Annotated in this window: 25 protein-coding genes; 16 read left to right on the forward strand and 9 right to left on the reverse strand. The window is 43.0% G+C overall.

Annotated features, from left to right (window positions below):
- Positions 1 to 114 precede the first annotated feature (114 nt).
- The 8 genes from zapE (at position 115) to MN199_RS00455 (ending at position 6231) form a co-directional block, all read left to right on the forward strand.
- Entirely contained in the window at positions 115 to 1206 is a 1092-nt protein-coding gene (gene zapE / locus MN199_RS00420) for a cell division protein ZapE (RefSeq protein WP_132581266.1), read from the forward strand.
- Between the two features lie 202 nt (positions 1207 to 1408).
- A complete protein-coding gene (gene rplM / locus MN199_RS00425) occupies positions 1409 to 1837 on the forward strand; it encodes a 50S ribosomal protein L13 (RefSeq protein WP_132581268.1) in 429 nt (142 codons plus the stop codon).
- A 12-nt stretch (positions 1838 to 1849) separates the two neighbouring features.
- Positions 1850 to 2242 (forward strand): 30S ribosomal protein S9, encoded by a 393-nt coding sequence (gene rpsI, locus MN199_RS00430; RefSeq protein ID WP_335738052.1) that lies wholly within the window; start codon positions 1850 to 1852, stop codon positions 2240 to 2242.
- A gap of 254 nt (positions 2243 to 2496) precedes the next feature.
- A complete protein-coding gene (gene petA, locus MN199_RS00435; protein ID WP_335738053.1) occupies positions 2497 to 3087 on the forward strand; it encodes a ubiquinol-cytochrome c reductase iron-sulfur subunit in 591 nt (196 codons plus the stop codon).
- Complete coding sequence (locus tag MN199_RS00440) at positions 3087 to 4361, forward strand: cytochrome b (protein ID WP_132581274.1); 1275 nt, start codon at positions 3087 to 3089, stop codon at positions 4359 to 4361. The genes petA and MN199_RS00440 overlap by 1 nt, the downstream gene beginning before the upstream one ends.
- On the forward strand, positions 4361 to 5098 hold the full coding sequence (locus MN199_RS00445) for a cytochrome c1 (protein WP_132581276.1): 738 nt from the start codon (positions 4361 to 4363) through the stop codon (positions 5096 to 5098). The genes MN199_RS00440 and MN199_RS00445 overlap by 1 nt, the downstream gene beginning before the upstream one ends.
- Positions 5099 to 5173: 75 nt before the next feature.
- A complete protein-coding gene (gene sspA, locus MN199_RS00450) occupies positions 5174 to 5812 on the forward strand; it encodes a stringent starvation protein SspA (RefSeq protein ID WP_132581278.1) in 639 nt (212 codons plus the stop codon).
- Between the two features lie 5 nt (positions 5813 to 5817).
- Entirely contained in the window at positions 5818 to 6231 is a 414-nt protein-coding gene (locus MN199_RS00455; protein WP_132586628.1) for a ClpXP protease specificity-enhancing factor, read from the forward strand.
- A gap of 17 nt (positions 6232 to 6248) precedes the next feature.
- Here the strand turns inward: MN199_RS00455 and ilvY are convergent, their stop codons facing one another.
- Complete coding sequence (ilvY, locus tag MN199_RS00460) at positions 6249 to 7133, reverse strand: HTH-type transcriptional activator IlvY (RefSeq protein WP_335738054.1); 885 nt, start codon at positions 7131 to 7133, stop codon at positions 6249 to 6251.
- A gap of 135 nt (positions 7134 to 7268) precedes the next feature.
- Between ilvY and ilvC the strand changes: the two genes are divergently transcribed.
- On the forward strand, positions 7269 to 8750 hold the full coding sequence (gene ilvC / locus MN199_RS00465; RefSeq protein WP_335738055.1) for a ketol-acid reductoisomerase: 1482 nt from the start codon (positions 7269 to 7271) through the stop codon (positions 8748 to 8750).
- A 782-nt stretch (positions 8751 to 9532) separates the two neighbouring features.
- A complete protein-coding gene (locus tag MN199_RS00470; protein WP_132581284.1) occupies positions 9533 to 10456 on the forward strand; it encodes a Dyp-type peroxidase in 924 nt (307 codons plus the stop codon).
- Between the two features lie 13 nt (positions 10457 to 10469).
- Here MN199_RS00470 and argR read toward each other — a convergent pair whose 3' ends face one another.
- Positions 10470 to 10937 carry a transcriptional regulator ArgR gene (gene argR, locus MN199_RS00475; protein ID WP_132581286.1) on the reverse strand — a complete coding sequence of 156 codons (468 nt, stop codon included), beginning with the start codon at positions 10935 to 10937 and terminating at the stop codon, positions 10470 to 10472.
- 188 nt (positions 10938 to 11125) lie between these two features.
- On the opposite strand from argR, the gene mdh reads away from it, so the two are divergent.
- Positions 11126 to 12064, forward strand: coding sequence for a malate dehydrogenase (mdh, locus tag MN199_RS00480; protein WP_335738056.1), 939 nt, complete (start codon positions 11126 to 11128; stop codon positions 12062 to 12064).
- A gap of 62 nt (positions 12065 to 12126) precedes the next feature.
- Here mdh and ispB read toward each other — a convergent pair whose 3' ends face one another.
- Positions 12127 to 13098, reverse strand: a complete 972-nt coding sequence (gene ispB, locus MN199_RS00485) for an octaprenyl diphosphate synthase (RefSeq protein ID WP_132581290.1) — start codon at positions 13096 to 13098, stop codon at positions 12127 to 12129.
- A 210-nt stretch (positions 13099 to 13308) separates the two neighbouring features.
- On the opposite strand from ispB, the gene rplU reads away from it, so the two are divergent.
- From rplU to MN199_RS00510, 5 genes are all read left to right on the forward strand, one after another.
- Positions 13309 to 13617, forward strand: coding sequence for a 50S ribosomal protein L21 (rplU, locus tag MN199_RS00490; protein ID WP_132581292.1), 309 nt, complete (start codon positions 13309 to 13311; stop codon positions 13615 to 13617).
- A gap of 15 nt (positions 13618 to 13632) precedes the next feature.
- A complete protein-coding gene (gene rpmA / locus MN199_RS00495; RefSeq protein ID WP_008220951.1) occupies positions 13633 to 13890 on the forward strand; it encodes a 50S ribosomal protein L27 in 258 nt (85 codons plus the stop codon).
- Positions 13891 to 14053: 163 nt separating this feature from the next.
- On the forward strand, positions 14054 to 15214 hold the full coding sequence (gene cgtA, locus MN199_RS00500; RefSeq protein ID WP_132581294.1) for an Obg family GTPase CgtA: 1161 nt from the start codon (positions 14054 to 14056) through the stop codon (positions 15212 to 15214).
- Positions 15215 to 15237: 23 nt separating this feature from the next.
- On the forward strand, positions 15238 to 15723 hold the full coding sequence (gene folA / locus MN199_RS00505) for a type 3 dihydrofolate reductase (RefSeq protein ID WP_418338056.1): 486 nt from the start codon (positions 15238 to 15240) through the stop codon (positions 15721 to 15723).
- A 72-nt stretch (positions 15724 to 15795) separates the two neighbouring features.
- Complete coding sequence (locus tag MN199_RS00510) at positions 15796 to 16176, forward strand: DUF3718 domain-containing protein (RefSeq protein ID WP_335738057.1); 381 nt, start codon at positions 15796 to 15798, stop codon at positions 16174 to 16176.
- Between the two features lie 90 nt (positions 16177 to 16266).
- Here the strand turns inward: MN199_RS00510 and MN199_RS00515 are convergent, their stop codons facing one another.
- The 6 genes from MN199_RS00515 to surA form a co-directional block, all read right to left on the reverse strand.
- Positions 16267 to 18279 carry a methyl-accepting chemotaxis protein gene (locus MN199_RS00515; RefSeq protein ID WP_335738058.1) on the reverse strand — a complete coding sequence of 671 codons (2013 nt, stop codon included), beginning with the start codon at positions 18277 to 18279 and terminating at the stop codon, positions 16267 to 16269.
- Positions 18280 to 18353: 74 nt separating this feature from the next.
- Entirely contained in the window at positions 18354 to 19172 is an 819-nt protein-coding gene (locus MN199_RS00520; RefSeq protein ID WP_132581302.1) for a symmetrical bis(5'-nucleosyl)-tetraphosphatase, read from the reverse strand.
- Positions 19172 to 19549: a Co2+/Mg2+ efflux protein ApaG gene (gene apaG, locus MN199_RS00525; RefSeq protein WP_335738059.1), complete on the reverse strand. Its 378-nt coding sequence runs from the start codon at positions 19547 to 19549 to the stop codon at positions 19172 to 19174. The genes MN199_RS00520 and apaG overlap by 1 nt, the downstream gene beginning before the upstream one ends.
- Complete coding sequence (gene rsmA / locus MN199_RS00530) at positions 19546 to 20358, reverse strand: 16S rRNA (adenine(1518)-N(6)/adenine(1519)-N(6))-dimethyltransferase RsmA (protein WP_335738060.1); 813 nt, start codon at positions 20356 to 20358, stop codon at positions 19546 to 19548. The genes apaG and rsmA overlap by 4 nt, the downstream gene beginning before the upstream one ends.
- On the reverse strand, positions 20351 to 21346 hold the full coding sequence (gene pdxA, locus MN199_RS00535; RefSeq protein ID WP_207903119.1) for a 4-hydroxythreonine-4-phosphate dehydrogenase PdxA: 996 nt from the start codon (positions 21344 to 21346) through the stop codon (positions 20351 to 20353). Before pdxA ends, rsmA begins: the two co-directional genes overlap by 8 nt.
- On the reverse strand, positions 21347 to 22636 hold the full coding sequence (gene surA / locus MN199_RS00540) for a peptidylprolyl isomerase SurA (RefSeq protein ID WP_335738061.1): 1290 nt from the start codon (positions 22634 to 22636) through the stop codon (positions 21347 to 21349).
- Positions 22637 to 22641: the final 5 nt, after the last annotated feature.

Consider the following 22641-nt stretch of genomic DNA (forward strand, 5'->3'; position numbering starts at 1 on the left):
TGAGGGTAATATCTGTTGATAGTGTAACCTAACTTCTTATCCAGAGTGGTAAGGCATGTTACTATTATTACCGATATTAAAGCTTTAATTAACCCCCTTTCAAGTAAGATGCAAATGACGCCATTACAAAAGTATCAACAAGATTTAACCAGAGATGATTTTCAGTACGACGTTGCACAAGAATTTGCCGTTAAGCAGTTACAGCGTTTGTTTGACGATTTTGTTGCAAACCAACCTAGTAAACCAACTCTGTGGCAGAAATTGCTCGGTAATGCTGATACTTCGCGACCATTAACGGGGCTATATTTTTGGGGTGGGGTAGGCAGAGGTAAAACCTATTTGGTTGACACTTTTTATGATTGCTTGCCTACAACAAGAAAATTAAGAATTCACTTTCATCGTTTTATGCATCGGGTGCATGAAGAGCTAAAGCAATTAAAGGGAATCAGTGATCCGTTAGAAAAAGTGGCCGACTCTTTTAAACAAGAGGCCGACATTCTGTGTTTTGATGAGTTTTTTGTCTCAGATATTACTGATGCAATGATCTTAGGCACTTTGATGCAGGCTTTGTTTGCTCGTGGTATTACGTTGGTAGCAACCTCAAACATTGAACCTGATGGCTTATATCGTAATGGCTTACAGCGCGCTCGATTTTTACCGGCAATAGCCTTAATTAAAAAACATACGCAGGTCGTTAACGTCGACAGCGGTATTGACTATCGGTTACGAACATTAGAAAAAGCCGAGATTTATCATTTCCCGCTAGATGCACAAGCAGAAACTAATTTAAGCCAATACTTTAATGCATTATCGGCCGAGCCGCGCCGACAAGATGTGCAGATAGATGTTGCCAACAGAAAGCTAAACGCACGTTATGATGCCGATGGTATTGTTTGGTTTAACTTTGCTGAGCTTTGTGAGACGGCACGTAGCCAATATGATTACATGGAGCTAAGTCGCTGTTACCACACGGTTTTGCTATCGGGAGTTAAAGTAATGGGCCGCACTAACGACGACGTCGCTAGGCGTTTTATTGCGTTGGTTGATGAGTTTTATGAGCGTAATGTAACACTGATTATTTCTGCGCAAGTTGCGTTAGAAGCTTTATACACAGATGGCATTTTGAGTTTTGAATTTAAGCGTTGTATCAGTAGGTTACAAGAAATGCAGTCGCGTGAATATTTGGCGAAAGCACATTTGCCATAATTATTTGCTAAATAAGACAAATTTTATGCGTAGGGTGCTGATTTTTAAAGTTGGTTAATATATAATCCGCGCCCGGCCTACGTTACAGCCTAATACTGCCGTTAGCCCGGTGGTTTTTGTACTCGAAGGGGTACGCTAACGACACAAGTTGCAACAGCCCTGCACTGTGTCAGGTGTAACTAAGTTATTTTTGGATAAATGAATGAAAACTTTTACCGCTAAGCCAGAAAGCGTAACACGCGACTGGTACGTTGTTGATGCGACAGACAAAACACTGGGCCGTATCGCAACAGAAATCGCTTCCCGTTTACGTGGCAAGCACAAGCCAGAGTACACTCCGCATGTTGATACCGGTGATTACATCATCGTTGTAAACGCAGAGAAAGTAGCTGTTACCGGTGCTAAAGCGCAGAACAAAATGTATTACTCTCATACTGGCTTCCCAGGCGGCATCAAGGAAATCAGCTTTGAGAAATTGATCGCGAAGAAACCAGAAATGGTTCTGGAACTTGCTGTTAAAGGCATGTTACCAAAAGGCCCACTGGGCCGCGCTATGTTCCGTAAGTTGAAAGTTTACGCAGGCGCCGAGCATCAGCATGCTGCTCAGCAACCGCAAGTATTAGATATTTAATCGGAGCATATCATGGCACAGAATCAATATTACGGAACTGGTCGTCGTAAAAGCTCAACGGCCCGTGTATTCATTAAAGCTGGTACTGGTAAGATTACTATTAACCAACGCGAATTAGCCGAGTATTTCGGTCGCGAGACAGCTTGTATGATTGTTAAACAGCCATTAGAGCTAGTTGAAATGGTTGAAAAGTTTGACTTATACATCACTGTTAAAGGTGGTGGTATCAGCGGTCAAGCTGGCGCTATCCGTCACGGTATTACTCGTGCACTGATGGAGTTTGACGAATCATTGCGTCCGGCACTGCGTAAAGCAGGCTTTGTAACGCGTGATGCACGTAAAGTTGAACGTAAGAAAGTGGGTCTGCGTAAAGCACGTAAGCGTCCACAGTACTCAAAACGTTAATCGTTTTATTACAGTACAGAAACCCGGCACATGTTGCCGGGTTTTTTATTTGCAGCACCAGAGCTAAACAGCGAGTAAACTAACGTTATACCCTGTTATACAACGCAAACAGTTAAGATAATAGCTATTCACATTGCCTTAATCCTTGTCTAAAGCAAGGCTTTTCATTATGATCTACCTCATTTTACAGTTATAATAATTGCTGAAATTCAGCCGCTTAAATTTTGTTTAAGTGTTAACGTGGAGACGAGTGGATGAGCAACGCGCCCGTAGATCAAGGTCGCCGCCGCTTCCTTACCATTGCAACCTCGGTCGTAGGGGGTGTAGGTGCTGTCGGAGCTGCTGTACCTTTTATAGCTTCGTGGAACCCAAGTGAGAGAGCTAAGCAAGCTGGTGCAGCAGTAACTGCTGATATCAGCAAATTAGAAGAAGGCCAGCTAATACGTGTTGAATGGCGCGGTAAGCCAGTTTGGTTAGTAAAACGCAGCCAAGCATCACTAGATCAATTACCTCAGCTAAATAGCATGTTACGTGATCCTGAATCAGCAGATGAGCAACAACCCGCTTACGCGCAAAATATCTATCGTTCGAAAAAACCGGAGATTTTTGTTGCTGTAGGTATTTGTACTCACCTTGGTTGTTCACCAACCTATATCCCTACCGACTTTGACGCCCACGTTGAAGGTGTACACTCTGGTTTCTTCTGTCCATGTCATGGTTCTACTTATGACTTAGCGGGCCGCGTGTTCTCTGGTGTACCAGCGCCAAAAAATCTACAAATTCCACCTTATATGTTTATTGACGACAATACTTTAGTAATTGGCGAAGATGAGGGGACAGTCTGATGTTTAAAAATCTGATGAACTGGATTGAATACCGTCTGCCATTTATGGAAAAGATGAACCTGCATGTTATGCAGTATCCAGCACCAAAAAACTTTAACTTCTGGTACTTCTTTGGCTCATTAGCCATGCTGGTATTAGTTAACCAAATTCTGACCGGTGTTTGGTTAACCATGAACTATGAACCCAGTGCTGAAGGCGCTTTTGCATCCGTTGAGTACATTATGCGTGATGTAGATTACGGCTGGTTGTTACGCTATATGCATTCTACTGGCGCGTCAGCGTTCTTTGTTGTGGTTTATCTGCACATGTTGCGCGGTATGATGTACGGCTCTTACCAGAAACCACGCGAACTGCTGTGGATTTTCGGTATGCTAATTTTCTTAGTATTAATGGCTGAAGCCTTTATGGGTTACTTGCTACCATGGGGACAAATGTCTTTCTGGGGCGCTCAGGTTATTATCTCCATATTCGGTGTAATACCGGGTATAGGTGACGATCTGACATTATGGATCCGCGGCGATTATGTTATCTCTGGCGCAACCCTAAACCGTTTCTTCGCCTTACACGTTATTGCGTTACCATTGGTGTTGGTTATATTGGTGTTTTTACACATTATGGCATTACACGAAGTGGGCTCGAATAACCCAGACGGTATAGACGTAAAACGTGATAACGATGGTTCAGTTGAACAAACTGAAGCAGACAAGAAGTTTACTTTCCACGAGTACTTCACCAAAGGTGGCAAGAAAATCATTGTTGATGCTATTCCATTCCACCCATATTACACGGTTAAAGATTTAGTCGGTGTAGCTGGCTTCTTATTAATATTTGCTTGGATAATTTTCTTTATGCCAGAAGGCGGCGGTTTCTTCCTTGAACCACCAAACTTTGAAGCAGCAAACCCAATGAAAACACCAGAGCATATTGCACCAGTTTGGTATTTCACTCCATTTTATGCAATTTTGCGTGCGGTGCCTGATCAATTGTTTGGCGCAATTTTTATGTTCTTAGCCATTATTGCATTGGCGTTATTACCGTGGATAGACCGTGGTTCGGTGCGCTCAGTGCGCTATCGTAGCGGTTTACATAAAGCTAACTTAATCTTGTTTTGTATTAGCTTTATCGCACTAATGGTATTAGGTGTGCTACCGGCAACACCGACGTACACCATATTGGCCCGCATCTTCTCGTTTACATATTTTGCTTACTTTATTTTACTGTGGATATACAGTAAAAATGAGACAACCAAACCGTTACCAGTGAGGTTAAGTTAATGATTAAGCATATTTTCTCAGCAGCCTTACTATGCATATCAGCTAGCGTGTTTGCCTCTGGTGGCGGCGTACATTTAGATAAAGCACCGATTGACCTGACCGATAAAGCGTCGCTGCAAAACGGCGCTCGTATGTTCCAAAACTATTGCTTGGGTTGTCACCAGATGCAATATCAGCGCTATGCCAGAACCTTCCGCGATTTGGATATTCCAGAAGACGTTGGTATGGAAAACCTGATGTTTACTGGTAAAAAAGTGGGTGACCATATAAAAAACAATATGGCAACTAAGGACGCAGAAAAATGGTTTGGTGCAGCGCCACCTGACCTAACTAACGTTGCTAGGGTACGTGGGCCAGATTGGCTATATACCTACTTACGCAGTTTTTATGCTGACCCATCACGTCCGTTTGGCGTGAATAATGAAGTATTTCCATTGGTAGGTATGCCGCACGTACTGCAAGAGTTACAAGGCACACCTTATAAAGCATACGAAACACGCTTAGTTGATGGTGAGTCAAAGGACGTTTATGCTGGCATTAAAACTGACGGCAAAGGCGAACTTACTACTGAAGAGTATGATAGAGCCGTCGCAGATCTGGTAAACTACTTAGAATATGTGGGCGAGCCGTCAAAATTAGAAGCAAAAGCACTTGGAATTAAAGTAATGGTATTTCTGCTTATCTTCTTTGTCGTTGCTTACCTACTGAAGAAAGAATATTGGAAAGATGTACATTAACTAGTTAAATCAACTAGATATGTTTATGGGGGCCTTAGCGCCCCTTTGCTGTTTTTTATTTTACTGGAGGAAGACATGGCTATCACTGCCAATAAACGCCCTGTAATGACGTTGTTCTCAGCAGCTGATGATATGTTCAGCCATCAAGTACGTATTGTACTTGCTGAAAAAGGCGTAACTGTCGATATTCTTCAGGTCGCACAAGATAATTTGCCGGAAGATTTATATGAAGTAAATCCTTACGGCAGCCTGCCGACATTGCTTGACCGTGAATTGGCCTTGTATCAAGCCAATATCATTATGGAATATCTGGACGAGCGTTTTCCTCATCCTCCGTTGATGCCTGTGTATCCAGTTGCACGTGGCCAAGCACGGTTAATGATGTACCGTATTGAAAAAGATTGGTATCGTTTAGCCGCTTCAGTTTTAAATGGCGATGAGAACGCAGCAACTGCCAGACAAGAACTAAAAGAAGGTTTATTGTCTATTGCTCCGTTGTTTAATGAAACGCCGTATTTTATGAGTGAAGAATTTGGTTTAGTTGACTGTTATATGTCAGCTCTACTTTGGCGCTTACCAGCATTAGGTATTGAGCTAATTGGCCCAGGTAGCAAAGAACTGAAAAACTATATGACACGTATTTTTGAACGTGACGCATTTCAGGCATCTTTAACTGATGTTGAGCGCGAGATGCGCAGAGGAACGAAGCTGTAATGAAGATGACACCAAACCGTCCCTATTTGCTTAGGGCGTTTTACGAGTGGATTGTAGATAACAACTGTACGCCGTATTTAGTGGTAGACGCGACCGTAGATGACGTGAAAGTACCAACCCAATTTATCCAGAACGGACAAATTGTGCTAAACACCGCACCGTCAGCCGTGGGTAATCTGCAGTTAGGTAACGATGCTGTTACCTTTAGCGCTCGGTTTGGTGGACAACCATTTGCGTTGTATATTCCGGTAACCGCCGTTTTAGCTATTTATGCTCGCGAAAATGGCGCTGGCACCGTATTTACACTGGAAGAAGAGGAAGATGAAGCAGAGATTTTTGATGAAGATCTGAATCATGAACCAGAACCGCCAGAACCAACCAAACCTAAACGCGCTTCGCACCTGAAAGTAGTTAAGTAACACTTGCTACCGCTAACTTAATTTTTAGCGGTAGCAACTTGCCAAAATGCTTGAATAAGTGGCTCATGCAGTCGCTTGTTTAGCATACAAACGCCAAGATCAAATGGCTCAAACCGATAATCCAATTCTATATTCCGTACTCTATCTTTTACCGGGCTGTTAACTACTACCGCATCTGCAACTAAAGCAATGCCCGTTCCCAACGCTACCATTGATACCATAGCTTCGTGGCCATCTACTTTCGCAACAACTTGAGGTACAACCGCCATTTGCTGTAGCCAGTTGTCAAAGCGACTACGTGCAGGGCCATGCTCAGGCAAAATCATTGGGATTTTCTGCCAAGGAACGGGCGTTTGTTGTAGTAAATCATTCACTTTGCAGGGAATGTTAGGTGCGATTAGCTGCACCGGAAGGCTAGCAATACTGCGAAAGGCTAAATTAGTGGGTAACTGCAATGGGTGAGCAGCTAGCGCAATATCAACTTCGCCTAAGCGCACTTTTTCAATAGCCGATGCTGCATCACCTGTTGTTAGTTTTAGTTCTGCCTTTGGGCATATTAACCTGAAACGATCTAAGATCGTTGGTAAGTGACTATAACTTGCGGTAACTGTGCAAAATAGCCGAATTTCACCAGTAAGCTCGGCACTGGCCAGTTGTAAATCTACCTGTAACTGATGCCATTCATCTAACCATAATCTTACGAACTGTTGAAAACGCAGGCCAGCAGCCGTCAATTTTACCGAGCGTTTATCACGAAAAAATAATTCGGTTACTAACTCTGCCTCTAACCGTTGGATCACGCGAGTTAATGTCGGTGGGCTAACATACATTTGTTCGCTGGTTTTACTAAAATTTAAACTGCTAGCAAGGTGCAGAAATAGCTGAGCGCTGCGTGTATCCATAATAAGTGTATTGCAAAAAGTGAAATATAGACTTGTTAATATATCACTTCACGCAATTAAAACCAGTAGGTAGTATCAACCTATTCAAGCAAGCCTTAGCTGGCAGCTGTTAATACCCATTTTAGGATAAGTTGTATGGCTAATTACTTTAATACACTGAATTTACGCCAACAGTTGGCTCAACTGGGCCAATGCCGTTTTATGGATAAAGCTGAGTTTATAGAAGGCTGCGAACTAATAAAAGGTTGGAATATCGTCATTGTTGGTTGCGGTGCTCAAGGCTTAAACCAAGGTTTAAATATGCGTGATTCCGGCTTAACAATTCGCTATGCGCTGCGGGCTGAAGCGATTACCGAACAGCGTGCATCCTTTATTAAAGCGACGAGCAATAATTTTGCTGTGGGTACCTACGTGCAGTTAATTCCTAGCGCAGATTTAGTCCTGAACTTAACACCAGATAAGCAACATAGCGCAGTAGTTGAAGCCATTATGCCATTAATGAAGCAGGGCGCGACGCTAGCCTATTCACATGGTTTTAATATAGTGGAGGAGGGTAAGCAAATTCGACCGGATATCACGGTAATAATGGTAGCACCTAAGTGCCCAGGTACCGAAGTGCGCGAAGAATATAAACGCGGCTTTGGCGTACCAACATTAATAGCCGTGCATCCAGAAAATGACCCCAATGGGCAGGGATTGGCTATTGCTAAGGCTTATGCTTCTGCTACAGGCGGCGACCGTGCCGGTGTATTACAGTCGTCATTTATCGCTGAAGTTAAGTCAGACTTAATGGGCGAGCAAACGATTTTATGCGGCATGTTGCAAACGGGGGCAATTTTAGCCTTTGATAAAATGATTGCTGATGGCATTGAAGCCGGTTACGCGGCCAAACTTATACAATACGGTTGGGAAACAGTAACCGAAGCATTAAAGCACGGCGGTATTACTAACATGATGGACCGTTTAAGTAACCCCGAAAAAATTAAAGCCTTTGAGTTAGCAGAACAACTTAAGCAGACATTGCGGCCGTTATTTGAAAAACATATGGACGATATTATTAGCGGCGAATTTTCGCGTACCATGATGATCGATTGGGCTAATGACGATAAAAACCTATTAACATGGCGAGAGCAAACCCGAAGTAGCGGTTTTGAGCAAGCGCCGGTGTCTGCAGAAACTATTGCTGAGCAAGAATATTTTGATCATGGCACCTTGCTTGTTGCCATGGTGAAAGCCGGCGTTGAGTTGGCATTTGAAATTATGGTTGATGCCGGTATTGTAGCTGAATCCGCCTACTACGAATCGTTGCATGAAACACCTTTGATTGCTAATACCATTGCGCGTAAGCGGTTGTATGAGATGAATGTTGTTATTTCGGATACCGCAGAATATGGTAACTACTTATTTTCGCATGCGGCAGTGCCATTATTAAAAGATACGATTAATAACTTAACTAGCGACTACATAGGCCAAGGTTTAGTCGGCCGATACGGTGTTGATAACCTAAAGCTGATTGCCGTAAATGAGGCAATTAGGCAGCATCCTGTTGAAGTTGTAGGTAAAAAATTGCGAGGTTATATGACTGCTATGAAGCGTATCGTCGAGCTGCAGCAATAGAGTGATGAATGAAGTGGTTAGTTGCCTAGCAAGTATAGCAAAGCTGCTATGCCAATAACGGTGTTACACGTGGACCTTGGTTGTTTTGCCCTGCTATGCGGGGCTTTTTTTAGCAAGTAACTTAAACCGAGCATAAAATATAACTCGTACAAGTTAAGTTAGTTATTGACGTGAATTACCGAAAAATATTGAAGTTAGTGTGCAGAAGGAGTTGGCCGCAAACTGCGCGGCCTCTCTAATATTCTTTCGTCATCCTGACGATACTGTCCGTAGTAGCTCTTCCTTGGCCCCATCCTAGGGTGTTCCTAAAGCGTCTTGCTTGTCCTGCTATCCTTAAGCATCGTCATCCTGACAATGCGCTCTCATCCTAAGAGTTCCTTTATCTTTCTCGCTACTTCCAGCGCCAGTGATGAAACTGAAAAAAGCATACTCTTCCTGAGCGTGTCCTGTTATTCATCCTTGTGCTATCCTAGCAATCTACTGCATCCTGCAGCTGTACCCTACATCCTGTTGGGTCTATCCGTTGACAAAGCTATTATCAACTTTTCAGCTTTGTTAAAGCAGTGGTTTTTTTGAATTAACTTGCTGTAAGAATAATGTAATTTGTGAAATTTAATTTTTAATTGTTTAATTTCATTATGTTACGGTGTTTACTGCTATTTCATCTTAATGTGAATAGCGCTTAAACCCAGTCATTTGTGAGATATATCTCACAAAGTGGCAGGCTTAAAGGTTGTTTTATCTTACAGAAGAATTGGACTTAGTGATTTAAAGGAATAGATGTGGCAAGAGAACAGTTGGGAATATGTGCTGAAGCAAATTTACATGGTACTTATCTGCTATTAAATGCTTTTGAGGGCCATGAAAAGGTATTGCGTTATAAGTTAGCACGTATCTCGCAGTTGTTTGATCGTTTGGCGGGTCATTTTTCTGAGGCGATGTTAACGGGCATGGTTGCTGTAGGCAGTAACTATTGGGATGTGCTTTATCCTGATGCCAGGCCAGCAGCCTTAAAAACCTTTCCAGAGATAGATGCGAATGATATTGGTATGGCGCCAGTACCTATAGATCTATTGATCCAAATTCGTTCAGACCGGCTTGATGTTAATATTATTGCTTGTCAGCAAGTATTACAGCTATTGCAAAGCCACGTTGAAGTGCAAGAACAGTTGCAAGGTTTTCGTTATTTAGATGGCCGTAACCTTACTGGTTTTATTGATGCACCTTATAATCCCGGAACACGAACTAGACGGCCGGTTGCGTTAATAAATACTGAGCAACAACCTGTTTTTGCTGCAGGTAGTTATTTATACCTACAATATTTATGTTTTGATCAGCAAGCATGGCAACAATTAGCGGTAGTAGACCAAGAAGAAATTATGGGCTGTTATAAAGTATCTGGTAAGCCCTTACCGGCAGAATTGTTGCTTGCAGATAGCCATTTTGCCGTTATGCAAAAACACGGCGAACAAAATACCATGGTACTACAACAAAATATGCCGTTTTATCAGCTAAAACGTCAGGGCTTAATTCAAATGAGTTTTGCCGCTAGTCCTGAAGCATTGAATGAGCAACTATATCAACGTTTAGGTATAGCAGAGCATGCGGTGGGGGCAGACTTACTGCTGGCTTATCATCATATTGAATTGAGTGCAGCGTTCTTCGCACCCTCTATCAGTTTTCTTGAGTTATCAGCCACAGATTAAATTTAAGCTTTAATTACACTTTCTCAAATAATTCAGTAACCTTAGTAAGCGTAAAATCTATATTTTTTACGCTTATAGGAGCAATGAAAATCGTATCATCACCCGCGATAGTTCCCAGTACGCCTTCCGCTTTGCCTACCGAGTCAAGTAATCGTGCAATAAGCTGTGCTGCACCAGGGCTAGTACGAATAATGATCATCACGTCGTTATGCTCAATATCTAATACTAGCTGTCGCAATGGGCTTTTAGTGGTTGGTACGCCTAATTCTGATGGCAGGGTGTAAACCATATCTTGTCTGGCGTTACGCGTGCGAACGGCACCGTATTTACTTAACATGCGTGATACTTTTGACTGGCTAATATTGTCAAAGCCATCGTTTTTTAACGCGTCAACAATTTCACCTTGAGAACCAAAGCTTTCAGTTTTTAATATTGATTTAAAAGCCTGAATTAACGCTTCTTGCTTAGCTTGTTTAGTCATACCGTGCTCATTTTTGTAATTTATTGCCACTATCTTAACAAAGTTCGTCGCTGGCGACACTTTGTGAAGTAAACTAGATTAAAATTCGCTAAAATGCCTAAACTTTAAGCTTAAGCTATTTGTGTTTTTTACGCGGTTTCAGTATTGTTGGCGCGTTTTTCATTCAATCGTTATCGAGGGAAATAATCATGAAAGTAGCCGTTTTAGGTGCCGCCGGTGGTATTGGTCAGGCATTATCATTATTACTGAAGCTAGACTTGCCAGCAGGTACAGATCTCGCATTGTACGATCTAGCGCCAGTAACACCGGGTGTTGCGGTTGATTTAAGTCATATCCCTACCGCGGTTAAAGTAACTGGTTATGGTAAAGAAGATTTAAACACGGCGTTAGCCGGTGCAGATATTGTTATGATCCCTGCTGGTATGCCACGTAAGCCTGGCATGGACCGTTCAGATTTATTTAATATTAACGCCGGTGTAGTAAAAACGCTTGCTGAAGCTATTGTACAGCAATGCCCTAAAGCACTAGTGGGTGTAATTACCAACCCAGTAAATACTACGGTAGCAATTGCTGCTGATGTATTTAAAAAAGCGGGTACTTATGATGCGCGTCGCTTATTTGGTGTAACCACGCTTGATGTTATTCGTGCTGAAACCTTTGTTGGTGAGTTAAAAGCTAAAAACCCAACTGAAATAACTGTGCCAGTAATTGGTGGCCATAGCGGTACTACTATTTTACCTCTGTTATCTCAGGTTGCAGGCGTAAGCTTTAGCGATGACGAAGTTGCGTCATTAACGCATCGTATTCAAAATGCCGGTACTGAAGTGGTAGAAGCTAAAGCGGGTGGCGGTTCAGCGACGTTATCAATGGGCCAAGCTGCAGCGCGTTTTTGTCTATCTTTAGTGAAAGGTTTACAAGGCGAAAAAGTAACTGAGTATGCTTATGTTGAAGGCAACGGCGAACACGCTCGTTTCTTTGCTCAGCCAATAACCTTAGGTAAAAATGGTGTGGAAGCGTTGTTGCCGATAGGTACATTAAGTGCTTTTGAGCAAAAAGCGATGAACGATATGCTAGGTACCTTGCAAGCAGATATTACGCTTGGCGAAGAATATGTAAAAAATAATTAAGTTAGTTTTTGCTTAAAAAAAGGCGCTGATGCGCCTTTTCTATTATATACACTTAACTGCGATTAATGCGTTCTGGATACGGCAATATCGGCTAGTGCCAGTAGAGCTTGTTTGTAAGCAGATTCCGGCAGCGTTGCCAGCGCTTGACGCGCTTTCTCTGCTTCTTGTTCAGCAAGGTTGCGCGTGTAGTGAAACGCTTTGGTGTCGTGCAGTGCTGTCATAATTGCATCAAGATGCAGCATGCCATTACCTTGCTCTATCGCTTCACTAATTAGCGCTTTTTGCTGTGCCGTGCCGTGTTTTAGTGCATGAATAAGCGGTAAGGTAGGTTTGCCTTCAGCTAGATCATCACCGATATTTTTACCTAGCTCTAAGGCGTCAGCTTGATAATCTAAAACGTCATCAATTAACTGAAAAGCAGTACCAAGATGCATACCGTATAATTTCATACTGTTCACTACAGCTTCAGGTTGCTGTGTAATAATGGCGGCTAATTGCGTAGCAGCTTCAAACAGTTTTGCTGTTTTGCAGTAAATAACCTGCATATAGCTTTGTTCAGTGGTATCTGGATCGTTAACGTTCATCAGCTGTAGCACTTCGCCTTCAGCGATGATGTTAGTTGCGTCAGCTAGCACATGCATAATACGCATGTCATTTAATGACACCATCATTTGGAATGAACGGCTATACAGAAAGTCACCAACTAGTACGCTAGCTTGGTTACCAAACACTGCGTTAGCTGTTTGTTTACCTCTTCGCAGCGTAGATTCATCTACGACATCGTCATGCAGTAAAGTTGAGGTATGAATAAACTCAATAATGGCCGCAACGGTAATGTGGGCGCTGCCTTCATAGCCAAGAGCTCTAGCCGCTAATACCGCAAGTAATGGCCGTAAGCGTTTACCACCACTATTAACGATGTAGATGCCTAATTGATTGATCAAGGCAACATCGGAGTTTAGTTGTGAAAAAATATGTTTATTAACCGCAGCCATATCGGCAGATGATAACTGCTGGATCTGTTCGAGCGTCATGAAAAACAACTGCTTAAGCCAAAGAATGGCTGCAATTCTACACCATCAGGCACAGAGTCCCAACTCAAAACTAGATCCTTTTCTAACATCAGTGATCTTTTTTATATTACTACTTGCGGGGGTATAGGAAATTGCGTACAATTCGCGCCCTGTGAATTGAATTAACACGCCCCTTAAAAAAGCGATGGCGTGCTTTGTACGGAGTTAACTATGTACGCGGTTTTCCAAAGTGGTGGCAAACAGCACCGTGTGACGGAAGGTCAGACTCTACGTCTTGAAAAATTAGACTTAGAAACCGGCGCAACAATCGAATTTACACCAATGATGGTCGCTAATGGCGAACAAATCAGCATCGGTGCACCTTTAGTTGAAGGTGGTAAAGTAGTAGCGGAAGTGGTCACTCATGGCCGTGGCGATAAAATTAAAATCGTTAAATTCCGTCGTCGTAAGCATTCACGTAATCAGATGGGCCACCGTCAGTGGTTTACTGAAGTGAAAATTACCAGTATCAGCGCGTAACAGGAGTATCGACACATGGCAAGTAAAAAAGGTGTAGGTAGCACTCGTAACGGTCGTGATTCAGAAGCTAAACGCTTAGGTGTTAAACGTTTTGGCGGTGAGTCTGTATTAGCTGGTAGCATCATCGTGCGTCAACGTGGTACTAAATTCCACGCTGGCACTAACGTTGGTATCGGTAAAGACCATACTTTATTCGCTTTAACCGAAGGTAAAGTGAAATTTGAAGTTAAAGGTGAACACAATCGTAAGTTTGTGAGCATCGTCAGCGAATAAGCTGAAAATCTTCAAAGAAACCCCGCCTCGTGCGGGGTTTTTTATTAAATAAACTGTGATATAGGTGTCGAAATGTGTTTTTCGGCATGTTTTAATAACCTAAGTTATACTTGTTCTAGTTAGCAATTGGCTAGAATTAAACTGATTAATCAGGACGCACCCAATGAAGTTTGTAGATGAAGCGATAATTCGAGTTGAAGCCGGTGATGGTGGCAATGGCATTATCAGTTTTTTACGTGAAAAATTTGTATCAAAGGGTGGTCCTAACGGCGGCGACGGCGGCGACGGCGGCGATGTCTATCTGGTTGCAGACGAGAACCTGAATACCCTAGTTGATTTTCAATTTGAAAAATTTCATCGCGCCGAGCGCGGTGAAAATGGCGCTAGTGTTAACTGTACGGGGAAGCGCGGCAAAGATTTAACCTTACGTGTACCTGTAGGTACTCGCGCAGTAGACGTTGATACCGACGAAATATTAGGTGATTTAACCCATATTGGTCAACGCCTGTTGGTGGCAAAAGGTGGTTGGCATGGTTTGGGTAATACCCGTTTTGCTAGCAGTACTAACCGAGCGCCGCGGAAAAAAACCAATGGTACGCCCGGTGAAATTCGTAATTTACGTTTAGAATTATTGTTATTAGCTGATGTAGGCTTGCTCGGTTTACCTAATGCTGGTAAATCGACACTTATTCGCGCTGTCTCATCGGCAAAACCCAAAGTTGCTGATTACCCGTTTACTACTTTGGTGCCTAATTTGGGTGTGGTTCGTGTTGAAGCGCACCGTTCTTTCGTTATCGCTGACATACCTGGTTTAATTGAAGGTGCGGCTGAGGGCGCAGGTTTAGGTATACAGTTTTTAAAACATCTCGAAAGATGCCGTTTATTGTTACATGTAGTTGACGTACTACCTGCGGATGGTTCAGATCCTGCAGAAAACGCAGTTACAATAGTGCATGAGTTGGCAAAATATAGTCAAAAGTTAGCCGGAAAACCGCGTTGGTTAGTTTTTAATAAACTTGATCTCGTGATGGCTGATGAGCTAGAAGAAATTATTGCCAAGGTGACGTCTGCGCTTGAGTGGGACGGGCCAGTATTTAAAATTGCTGCCGCAGGGCGGACAAACACCGATAGGCTAGCTGCAGATATTCTTAATTATATAGAACTATTACCTGTAGAAGAGCCAGCAGACCCAATAGCTGATCCTGTAACATTTAAATGGGATGATAGTCCAGTTGATATTCAGCCTGTTGCCGAAGATGAAGACGACGACGATGATGACTTTGATGAAGACGACTACGATGTAGAAGTAATTTATCAACGTTAAGGTATCTGTAAATGATAATTTCGATGATAGCAGCTATGGCAGACAACCGGGTAATTGGTAAAGATAACCAAATGCCGTGGCATCTGCCCGCAGATTTAAAGCATTTTAAGCGCCTTACTCTGGGTAAACCTGTAGTAATGGGGCGGAAAACTTTTGAATCTATAGGTAAGCCCTTGCCAGGTCGACGAAATGTTGTCATCAGCCGCACTGCACCACTGGATAGTTGTGGCGCTGAGTGGGTAACCAGTTTGGCGCAAGCATTCGAATTATTAGAAGGGCAAGCTGAGGTAGTAGTTATCGGTGGTGCCGAAATTTATAAACAGTGCTTACCATTAGCACAGGTTTTATACCTGACTAAGATTGATTTAAATGTAAGCGGCGATGCATTTTTTCCGGATTATCAATCGAGTAGTGCAGGGGCTTGGCAAGTGATAGACGAATATGTGCAGCCTGCTGATTCTGCTAACCCTTATGCATGCCGTTTTATTACCTTAGAACGAGCAATTTGATTTCGGCATAATTTGCACCATTACAAACATGTTGTTAATATAATTCATGTGATGTTCAGCAAGGAGTAGTGAATGAGATTATTGCCAACTATATTTTGTGGTGCTGCGGTAACACTGTCGTTGTTAATTGCACCGGTTGCAGTAGCCGATGATCAGTTAGCTGCGTCAATGTGTGATTATGTAACTGCAGATGATAAAAACCGTTTACGTAAGGTACTGAGTGATTATCGACTGCGGCTACGCAATATTTATGATGGTGTGGTGTGCAATGGCGATAGTTTGCTGCGTCATGCGTTTAAAAGTAACGCAGTAGACGTTGGTGAGTTTATTGCTAAGCAGTTACCTGGTACGGCTATCGCAAACGCTGGAGATATAGCTTGGGCCGAAGCCAATGGGTATTCTGCGTCGCCATTGTTAGCGGTATTAAAAGCTCGTGCCGGTGAAGGTGATTAGTTAGACGTTTATATTACTGACAAGCTCATTTTAACTGAGCAATAAAAAAACCGCGTATTCGCGGTTTTTTTATTGCTGTTACAAATTACATTATACTTTAAATTGCTCAACTGATACGCGCAGCTCTTCTGCTAAACGTGCTACTTCATGACTAGATTCAGAGGTTTGTTCTGCGCCTGATGCAGTTTCTTCAGCGATAGATACAATAGATTCCAATAGTTTACTGATCTCATGCGATACATGGTTTTGCTCTTTAGCAGCATCAGATATTTGCTCACTCATATCGTGGGCTAAATGTACCGCTTGAGTAATTGAGTCAAGTGCCAACGTTGCTACTTCAGTTTTATCTACACACTCTTCTGCTTGCTTTTTACCTTTATTCATTGCTTCTACTGCCGCCTGAGCGCCACTTTGCAATACTTGGATCATTGCTTGAATTTCTTGGGTAGAGGCCTGAGTTTTACTGGCTAATGAACGGACTTCATCTGCAACTACCGCAAAGCCTCGGCCTTGTTCGCCTGCGCGCGCGGCTTCAATTGCTGCGTTTAATGCCAGTAAGTTGGTTTGCTCTGCTATGCCACGAATAACGTCTAAAATGCTACCAATTGATGCACTATCTTTATGCAGCTTATTGATCACCACTGAGGCTTGGTCAACTTCGCGTGATAGTTGAATAATAATTGCTTTGTTCTCAAGAGAAATACCTCTAACACGTTCAGCTTCGTTGTCGGCATTTTTAATTTCAGCCAATGCGTCGTTAGAACTTTGCAGCACGCCTTGAGAGGTACTGCTCATTTCGGTGGTTGCAGTTGCCGCTTGGGTAACCTGAGATTTCTGTTCGCGAATGGCTTGAGTTGTTTGCACGGTAATAGCTGATGTCTGCTCTGATGCTGCAGCAAGCTGAGTCGAGCGAGAAATAATACCTTGTATTAGCTGTTGCAAATTGCCAATTACGGTATTGCAGTTACGTGCTAAGTCACCAAACTCGTCTTGAGCGCTATCATCGAGTTTTTGTGTCATATCGCCCGATGCCACCACGCTTAAAATCTGGTTAACTTTGGTCAGCGGTATTGAAATGCTGCGCACCGTTAATGTAGCAATAATAATAGAAAATATAATTGAAAGTAGTACCACTATGAATATAGTAGTAATGGCATTTGATACGCCAGTGGCAGAATCGTTTTGAATCATTTCTGCAGCTTTACTGGCTTGATTTAATAGCCGAGCAAGGCTTGCCATACCATTGGTGGCTTGCTCTTCAGCAGAGGCCAGTAAAGCGGTTGCATCGGCAGTGCTTTGCAAACGCTTAAGCTTAATATTGGGGATGCCATTATTTTCATTTAATAATGTGTTTATTTGGCTTATTTTTTCTTGTAATTCATTTACTAGATTAACCTTACCGCTAGTCTCGGTTTGTATTACTGCAAATTGCTCATTTAATTCTTTTAAACGAAAAGCAATTTCATTGTTGATGGTATTCGCGGTGGCATCAGATGCCGTACGGTTTAAATCAACTACGTTACTGATCAGGGTATTAATACCGGTTTCAATACTGGTAGCGGCTTGATAAGAGCGAGGAAAACGTTTTTGTACATCCCGGGTGTCGGTGAAATCTAGAATAAGTGAAGCCATATCATCGGCGTGTGTTTCTAAGTCTACCAACTTATTATCAATGTCATCACGTAAGCGAAGGCTATTATTTAGTTGCTCAAATAAACGTGTTGCTGCTGGCGTAAAGTTGCTATATGACTCATTGACTGCAGCTGCGGCTGATTTCAGTGTTGCTTCATCTTGCACTGCTATTGCTAGTCGTTTAGCCGCTTGCTGATAGCGTTCTTGTTCGGCATCAAATTGGCGCCGTAGCTGCTCAATTTCAGATAGTGTAGTGGCGTTAAAGGCTTGTAAGTTAAGTTTGCTCATTACTACAAACTCACTTTGCATTGCGGCACTGTTCTCTAATGCAGGGATAGATACTTTATTTACTTCAGCGGTTGAGGTACTGATACTGCTTAAACTGCCGTAAGCAGTTATACCAATAAGTAATAGCAGTAGCGAGATAATACCAAATCCGCCTTTAACTTTTAATGCAACGGTTAACTTCATAACAACTCCCACTTTTTGCATTAGTAATGCACCTTAATTTAAGATGCTAAGCTGAACAAGTTTGCACAACGCAATTAGTTATACTGTGTCGGTTTAAAACCTACGACACTATAACGTTGTTGGGTTTCAATACAATATGCGGTGAGAGTATTTCCCCAAACACAGCCAGTATCCAGTGCATGTATATTAGTAACGGGACTATAACCATTTAACGACGCCCAGTGGCCAAAAAATAGCTCAGGTTGCAGTTTACTGCGCCAGAATTCATACCAAGGTATTAACTTTAACTGATTTCGCGGATGGCCCTTTTCTTTTAACTGTAACGAACCGTTGGGTCGGCAAAAACGCATTCGGGTGCAGCTATTAATAGTGAATCGCCAACGCTCTTGCTCCGTTGTGATATCTGCAAGGCTATTAGGTTTATTTCCATACATATGCTGCAATAGAAGCAAAGGTGCAGTACGAAGTTGATGCTGTACTTCCTGTGTCATTTCAATGGCTTGTTTAACTGACCATTGCGGTGATAAACCGGCATGCACTAGCATATAACGCTGGTCTTCACTGATGTGAAGCAGCGGCTGTTGGCATAGCCAGTGAATCAGATCGTCCAGTTCTGGGCTAGCAAATACTGGCTGGAGTAAGTCCTGTGCTTTTACTTCACCGACACCATAGTAACAAGCAATTAGATGGAGATCATGATTGCCTAATACAGTAACAGCAGAGCTGCCGAGACTTTTAACAAACTGTAGACATTCTAAGGATTGCGGACCTCTTGCTACTAAATCACCACAAAACCAAAGTTTATCTTGCTGTGGCTGGTAATTAATATGCTGTAGCAACCGTTGAAGGGCATCATAGCAACCTTGCAAATCGCCAATGACGTAGGTAGCCATTAATTAAGAATATTAGGCATGGCTAGTCTAAACAAGGGTATGGCGGCATGAAACCGCTCCATTTGTTCGGTGGCCATTTCATAATGCCCTTGCATGGTGCCAACCGGTGTTTCTAGTATTGCGCCGCTGGTATAACGGTAGCTGCTACCTGGTGCTAAGTTAGGTTGTTCACCAACAACGCCGTCGCCTTCTACTTCAGTTTGCTTGCCATTGGCATCGGTAATAAGCCAGTAGCGGCGCAACAGCTGAAGAGGCTGGTCGCTATGATTACGAATGGTAATTGTGTAGGCAAAAACAAAACGCCCTGCTGCCGGATCAGATTGCGCAGCAATATATAATGTTTCTACTTCTACTGGCACATTAAAATGAGATGTCATAAACCAGACTCTTGTTGCTGCAGCCATTGTGCAATGTGTATAAAATCATCCACGCTTAGTTGTTCAGGTCGTAATCCGGGGTTTAAGCCAAGCTGCTCTATCTGCTCCGCCGTCGCAAAGTTGCTAAAACAATTGCGCAGTGTTTTACGGCGTTGATTAAACGCTTCTAGGCAAACACGGTTTAATACTTCTGCCGCCACTGGAGCTCGGCTTGCAATGGCCCTAGGAATTAAGCGTACGACTGCAGAATCTACTTTTGGCGCAGGTTTAAAGGCGCCGGGGCCGACTTGAACTACCGGAATAGCCTCACAGTAGTACTGTGTCATTACACTTAAGCGCCCAAAAGCTTTACTACCATGAGTGGCGGTCATGCGCTGCACAACTTCCTTTTGTAACATAAAATGCATATTTTCAATTAAATCAGCATATTGAAAAAGGTGGAACAATAAAGGAGTGGAGATATTGTAAGGCAGATTGCCAAACACTTTCATTTTTTGGCCATTTTTTACCAAGCTGGTGAAATCAAACTTCATTGCGTCAGCTTGGTAAATCGTCAGTTTGTCTGCTAATTGTGGGTGTTGTTGTAACCGCTCGGCTAAATCTCTATCCAGTTCAACTACAGTTAAGTGCCTAGCTATTTCGGCGACAGGCTCTGTTAGCGCGCCAAGGCCTGGGCCAATTTCAACTAAAACATCGTTAGGTTTAGGCGCTATGGCTTTAACAATACGGCCTATAACCTGAGGGTCATGTAAAAAGTTTTGGCCAAAGCGCTTACGGGCGCGGTGCCCTTGGTGTACGTTATCAGTCATTTATCGTCATCGTTTTAGTGGCCATTATAATTGCTTGGTTCACAGCATGAAATAAGCTACCGGCGTCGGCTTTGCCTGTCCCCGCTAAGTCCAGAGCAGTACCATGATCTACAGACGTTCTTAGTAAGGGCAGGCCTAAACTAATATTTACTGAACGACCAAAACCCATGTGTTTTAGTACGGGTAAGCCTTGATCATGGTACATAGCAAGTACGGCGTCGGCGTCGTTCAAGTATTTGGGTTGAAACAAGGTATCGGCGGGTAGAGGACCAATTAAATTCATACCTGTCGCGCGCAGCTTATCTAGGGTGGGAATAATAATATCGAGTTCTTCACGGCCAAGATGGCCATCTTCACCCGCATGTGGGTTTAAACCGCAAACATAAATTTTTGGTTGCGCTATAGCAAATTTCTGTTGTAAATCATGATGCAAAATACCAATAACCTTGGTTAGGCGTTCAGCGGTAATAGCTTTGGCCACATAAGCTAGAGGAATATGGGTTGTTGCCAAAGCTACTCGTAGTCCTTCTGTAGCCAACATCATTACAACATAGGGGGTATTAGACTGTAACGCGAAGAATTCAGTATGGCCGCTAAAGGGAATTCCCGCCTTATTGATAATACCTTTGTGTACTGGGCCAGTGACAATAGCGTCAAATTCACCACTTATAGCTTTTTCGCCGGCAAAGGTTAGGGTTTGTATGACGTAGCCACCGTTGGCCGCATTAAGCTGCCCAGTGATCACTGGTTCTTCTAGTGCGAAATCAACTATCGTTAGGCTACCTGCTTGCTGTGCTTTAGGGCTGATTGTTGCATTGTAAGGTAGCAACCGTAACGGCAGTTGTAGCTGCGCAGCGCGCTCAATTAAAAGTTCGGCATTGGCACAAACCACCAGTTCAACCGGCCAATCTTGCTGCGCCAGTTTTATTACCAGATCAGGGCCTATGCCTGCAGGTTCTCCCGGAGTAATGCCAATGCGTAGTGTCATTTATTTCTCCGACATGACTTCAATATGCGCTTCAGCACGTAATTCGCGTAAAAAGTTACTGGCTTCTTCGTTGTAGCGGCGATTAAAAATCATTCGGTACACTTGTTCGCGCTTTTTATCAGCTGTAGCGTCTACGGTGCGTTTATCTAATACTTGGGCGATATGCCAACCATGTTCAGTGCGAAATGGCTCACTAATCTCATTTATTGCTAATCTGTTTAGAGTGTCTCGAAATGCTGGTACAAAAATACTGGGCTCACTCCAGCCTAAATCACCGCCGTTTAATTTAGAACCCGGGTCTTCAGAGTGCTGCTTTGCTAACTCTGCAAAATCTGCCTCGCCAGAGCGAACTTTTGCGGCAAACTCTGCCAACATGCTGCGGGCACGGTCTTCGCTAACGATAATTGACGGCTTAATAAGTATATGACGAGATTTTATTTCGTTGATGTCGGCTACGTTTTCACCGCGAATATCAAAAATTGTGAGGATGTGAAAACCAGCACCAGAACGCAGTGGCCCAATAATATCAGTTTTTTTACGGCCGCGAATAGCTTCAGAGAACAAGGTTGGCATTTCGTTAATATTCATCCAACCAAGGTCACCACCTTCGAGGGCGTTAGAACCTGAAGACGATGCTATTGCAATGCGCTTAAAGTCACTGCCGTCGCGTAAAAGTTGCATAACTTTATCTGCACGATCTTTGGTCTCAGTAATATCTTCTGCGGTTGCTTGGCTTGGAATAGCAATAAGAATATGACCGATATTGTACTGCTCGTTACTCGCGCCCTGATCTTCCATCAGCTTTATTAAGCTATCGATTTCTTGAGGGCTAATATAAATACGCCGTTGCACGTTAGCACGCACCACTTCGCCGGTAATCATTTCATCGCGAAGCCGCTCACGAAACCGCTCGTAATTACCTTCTTCGTTAATAACTTGTTGACGAAAAGCATCTAACGATAACTTTTCATTTTGGGCGATATTACGGATAGTATCGTCCAACTGTGCATCACTTATTTGCATGCCCATACGCTGAGCCATTTGCAATTGTAAGCTGGTAAGAATTAAACGTTCGGTTGCCTGAGTGCGCAGAGCAGCGTCAGACGGTAACGTTTGGTTTTGTGCGGCGGCATTGCGTTTAACCCGCTCAACAATGTCTGCAATATCACTTTCTAACACCACACTGTTATCCACTATGGCGGCAACGCTGTCTATTTCACGTTCAGTAGCGAAACTGCTAATACTGACACAACACAGCAGTGTTGCAGTGATAAGTCGAAATAACTTCATAAATT

This window comes from Rheinheimera metallidurans (assembly GCF_036983985.1).
Lineage (GTDB): Bacteria > Pseudomonadota > Gammaproteobacteria > Enterobacterales > Alteromonadaceae > Alishewanella > Alishewanella metallidurans.

Coding starts and splice junctions, on each gene's coding strand:
- apaG (WP_335738059.1), bottom strand. CDS start 19,549: ATGACATCTCATTTTAATGTGCCAGTAGAAGTAGAAACATTATATATT.
- rplU (WP_132581292.1), top strand. CDS start 13,309: ATGTACGCGGTTTTCCAAAGTGGTGGCAAACAGCACCGTGTGACGGAA.
- rpsI (WP_335738052.1), top strand. CDS start 1,850: ATGGCACAGAATCAATATTACGGAACTGGTCGTCGTAAAAGCTCAACG.
- MN199_RS00455 (WP_132586628.1), top strand. CDS start 5,818: ATGACACCAAACCGTCCCTATTTGCTTAGGGCGTTTTACGAGTGGATT.
- MN199_RS00445 (WP_132581276.1), top strand. CDS start 4,361: ATGATTAAGCATATTTTCTCAGCAGCCTTACTATGCATATCAGCTAGC.
- ilvC (WP_335738055.1), top strand. CDS start 7,269: ATGGCTAATTACTTTAATACACTGAATTTACGCCAACAGTTGGCTCAA.
- rplM (WP_132581268.1), top strand. CDS start 1,409: ATGAAAACTTTTACCGCTAAGCCAGAAAGCGTAACACGCGACTGGTAC.
- MN199_RS00520 (WP_132581302.1), bottom strand. CDS start 19,172: ATGGCTACCTACGTCATTGGCGATTTGCAAGGTTGCTATGATGCCCTT.
- sspA (WP_132581278.1), top strand. CDS start 5,174: ATGGCTATCACTGCCAATAAACGCCCTGTAATGACGTTGTTCTCAGCA.
- mdh (WP_335738056.1), top strand. CDS start 11,126: ATGAAAGTAGCCGTTTTAGGTGCCGCCGGTGGTATTGGTCAGGCATTA.
- surA (WP_335738061.1), bottom strand. CDS start 22,636: ATGAAGTTATTTCGACTTATCACTGCAACACTGCTGTGTTGTGTCAGT.
- MN199_RS00515 (WP_335738058.1), bottom strand. CDS start 18,279: ATGAAGTTAACCGTTGCATTAAAAGTTAAAGGCGGATTTGGTATTATC.
- ilvY (WP_335738054.1), bottom strand. CDS start 7,133: ATGGATACACGCAGCGCTCAGCTATTTCTGCACCTTGCTAGCAGTTTA.
- rsmA (WP_335738060.1), bottom strand. CDS start 20,358: ATGACTGATAACGTACACCAAGGGCACCGCGCCCGTAAGCGCTTTGGC.
- ispB (WP_132581290.1), bottom strand. CDS start 13,098: ATGACGCTCGAACAGATCCAGCAGTTATCATCTGCCGATATGGCTGCG.
- folA (WP_418338056.1), top strand. CDS start 15,238: ATGATAGCAGCTATGGCAGACAACCGGGTAATTGGTAAAGATAACCAA.
- pdxA (WP_207903119.1), bottom strand. CDS start 21,346: ATGACACTACGCATTGGCATTACTCCGGGAGAACCTGCAGGCATAGGC.
- rpmA (WP_008220951.1), top strand. CDS start 13,633: ATGGCAAGTAAAAAAGGTGTAGGTAGCACTCGTAACGGTCGTGATTCA.
- zapE (WP_132581266.1), top strand. CDS start 115: ATGACGCCATTACAAAAGTATCAACAAGATTTAACCAGAGATGATTTT.
- cgtA (WP_132581294.1), top strand. CDS start 14,054: ATGAAGTTTGTAGATGAAGCGATAATTCGAGTTGAAGCCGGTGATGGT.
- MN199_RS00510 (WP_335738057.1), top strand. CDS start 15,796: ATGAGATTATTGCCAACTATATTTTGTGGTGCTGCGGTAACACTGTCG.
- MN199_RS00440 (WP_132581274.1), top strand. CDS start 3,087: ATGTTTAAAAATCTGATGAACTGGATTGAATACCGTCTGCCATTTATG.
- petA (WP_335738053.1), top strand. CDS start 2,497: ATGAGCAACGCGCCCGTAGATCAAGGTCGCCGCCGCTTCCTTACCATT.
- argR (WP_132581286.1), bottom strand. CDS start 10,937: ATGACTAAACAAGCTAAGCAAGAAGCGTTAATTCAGGCTTTTAAATCA.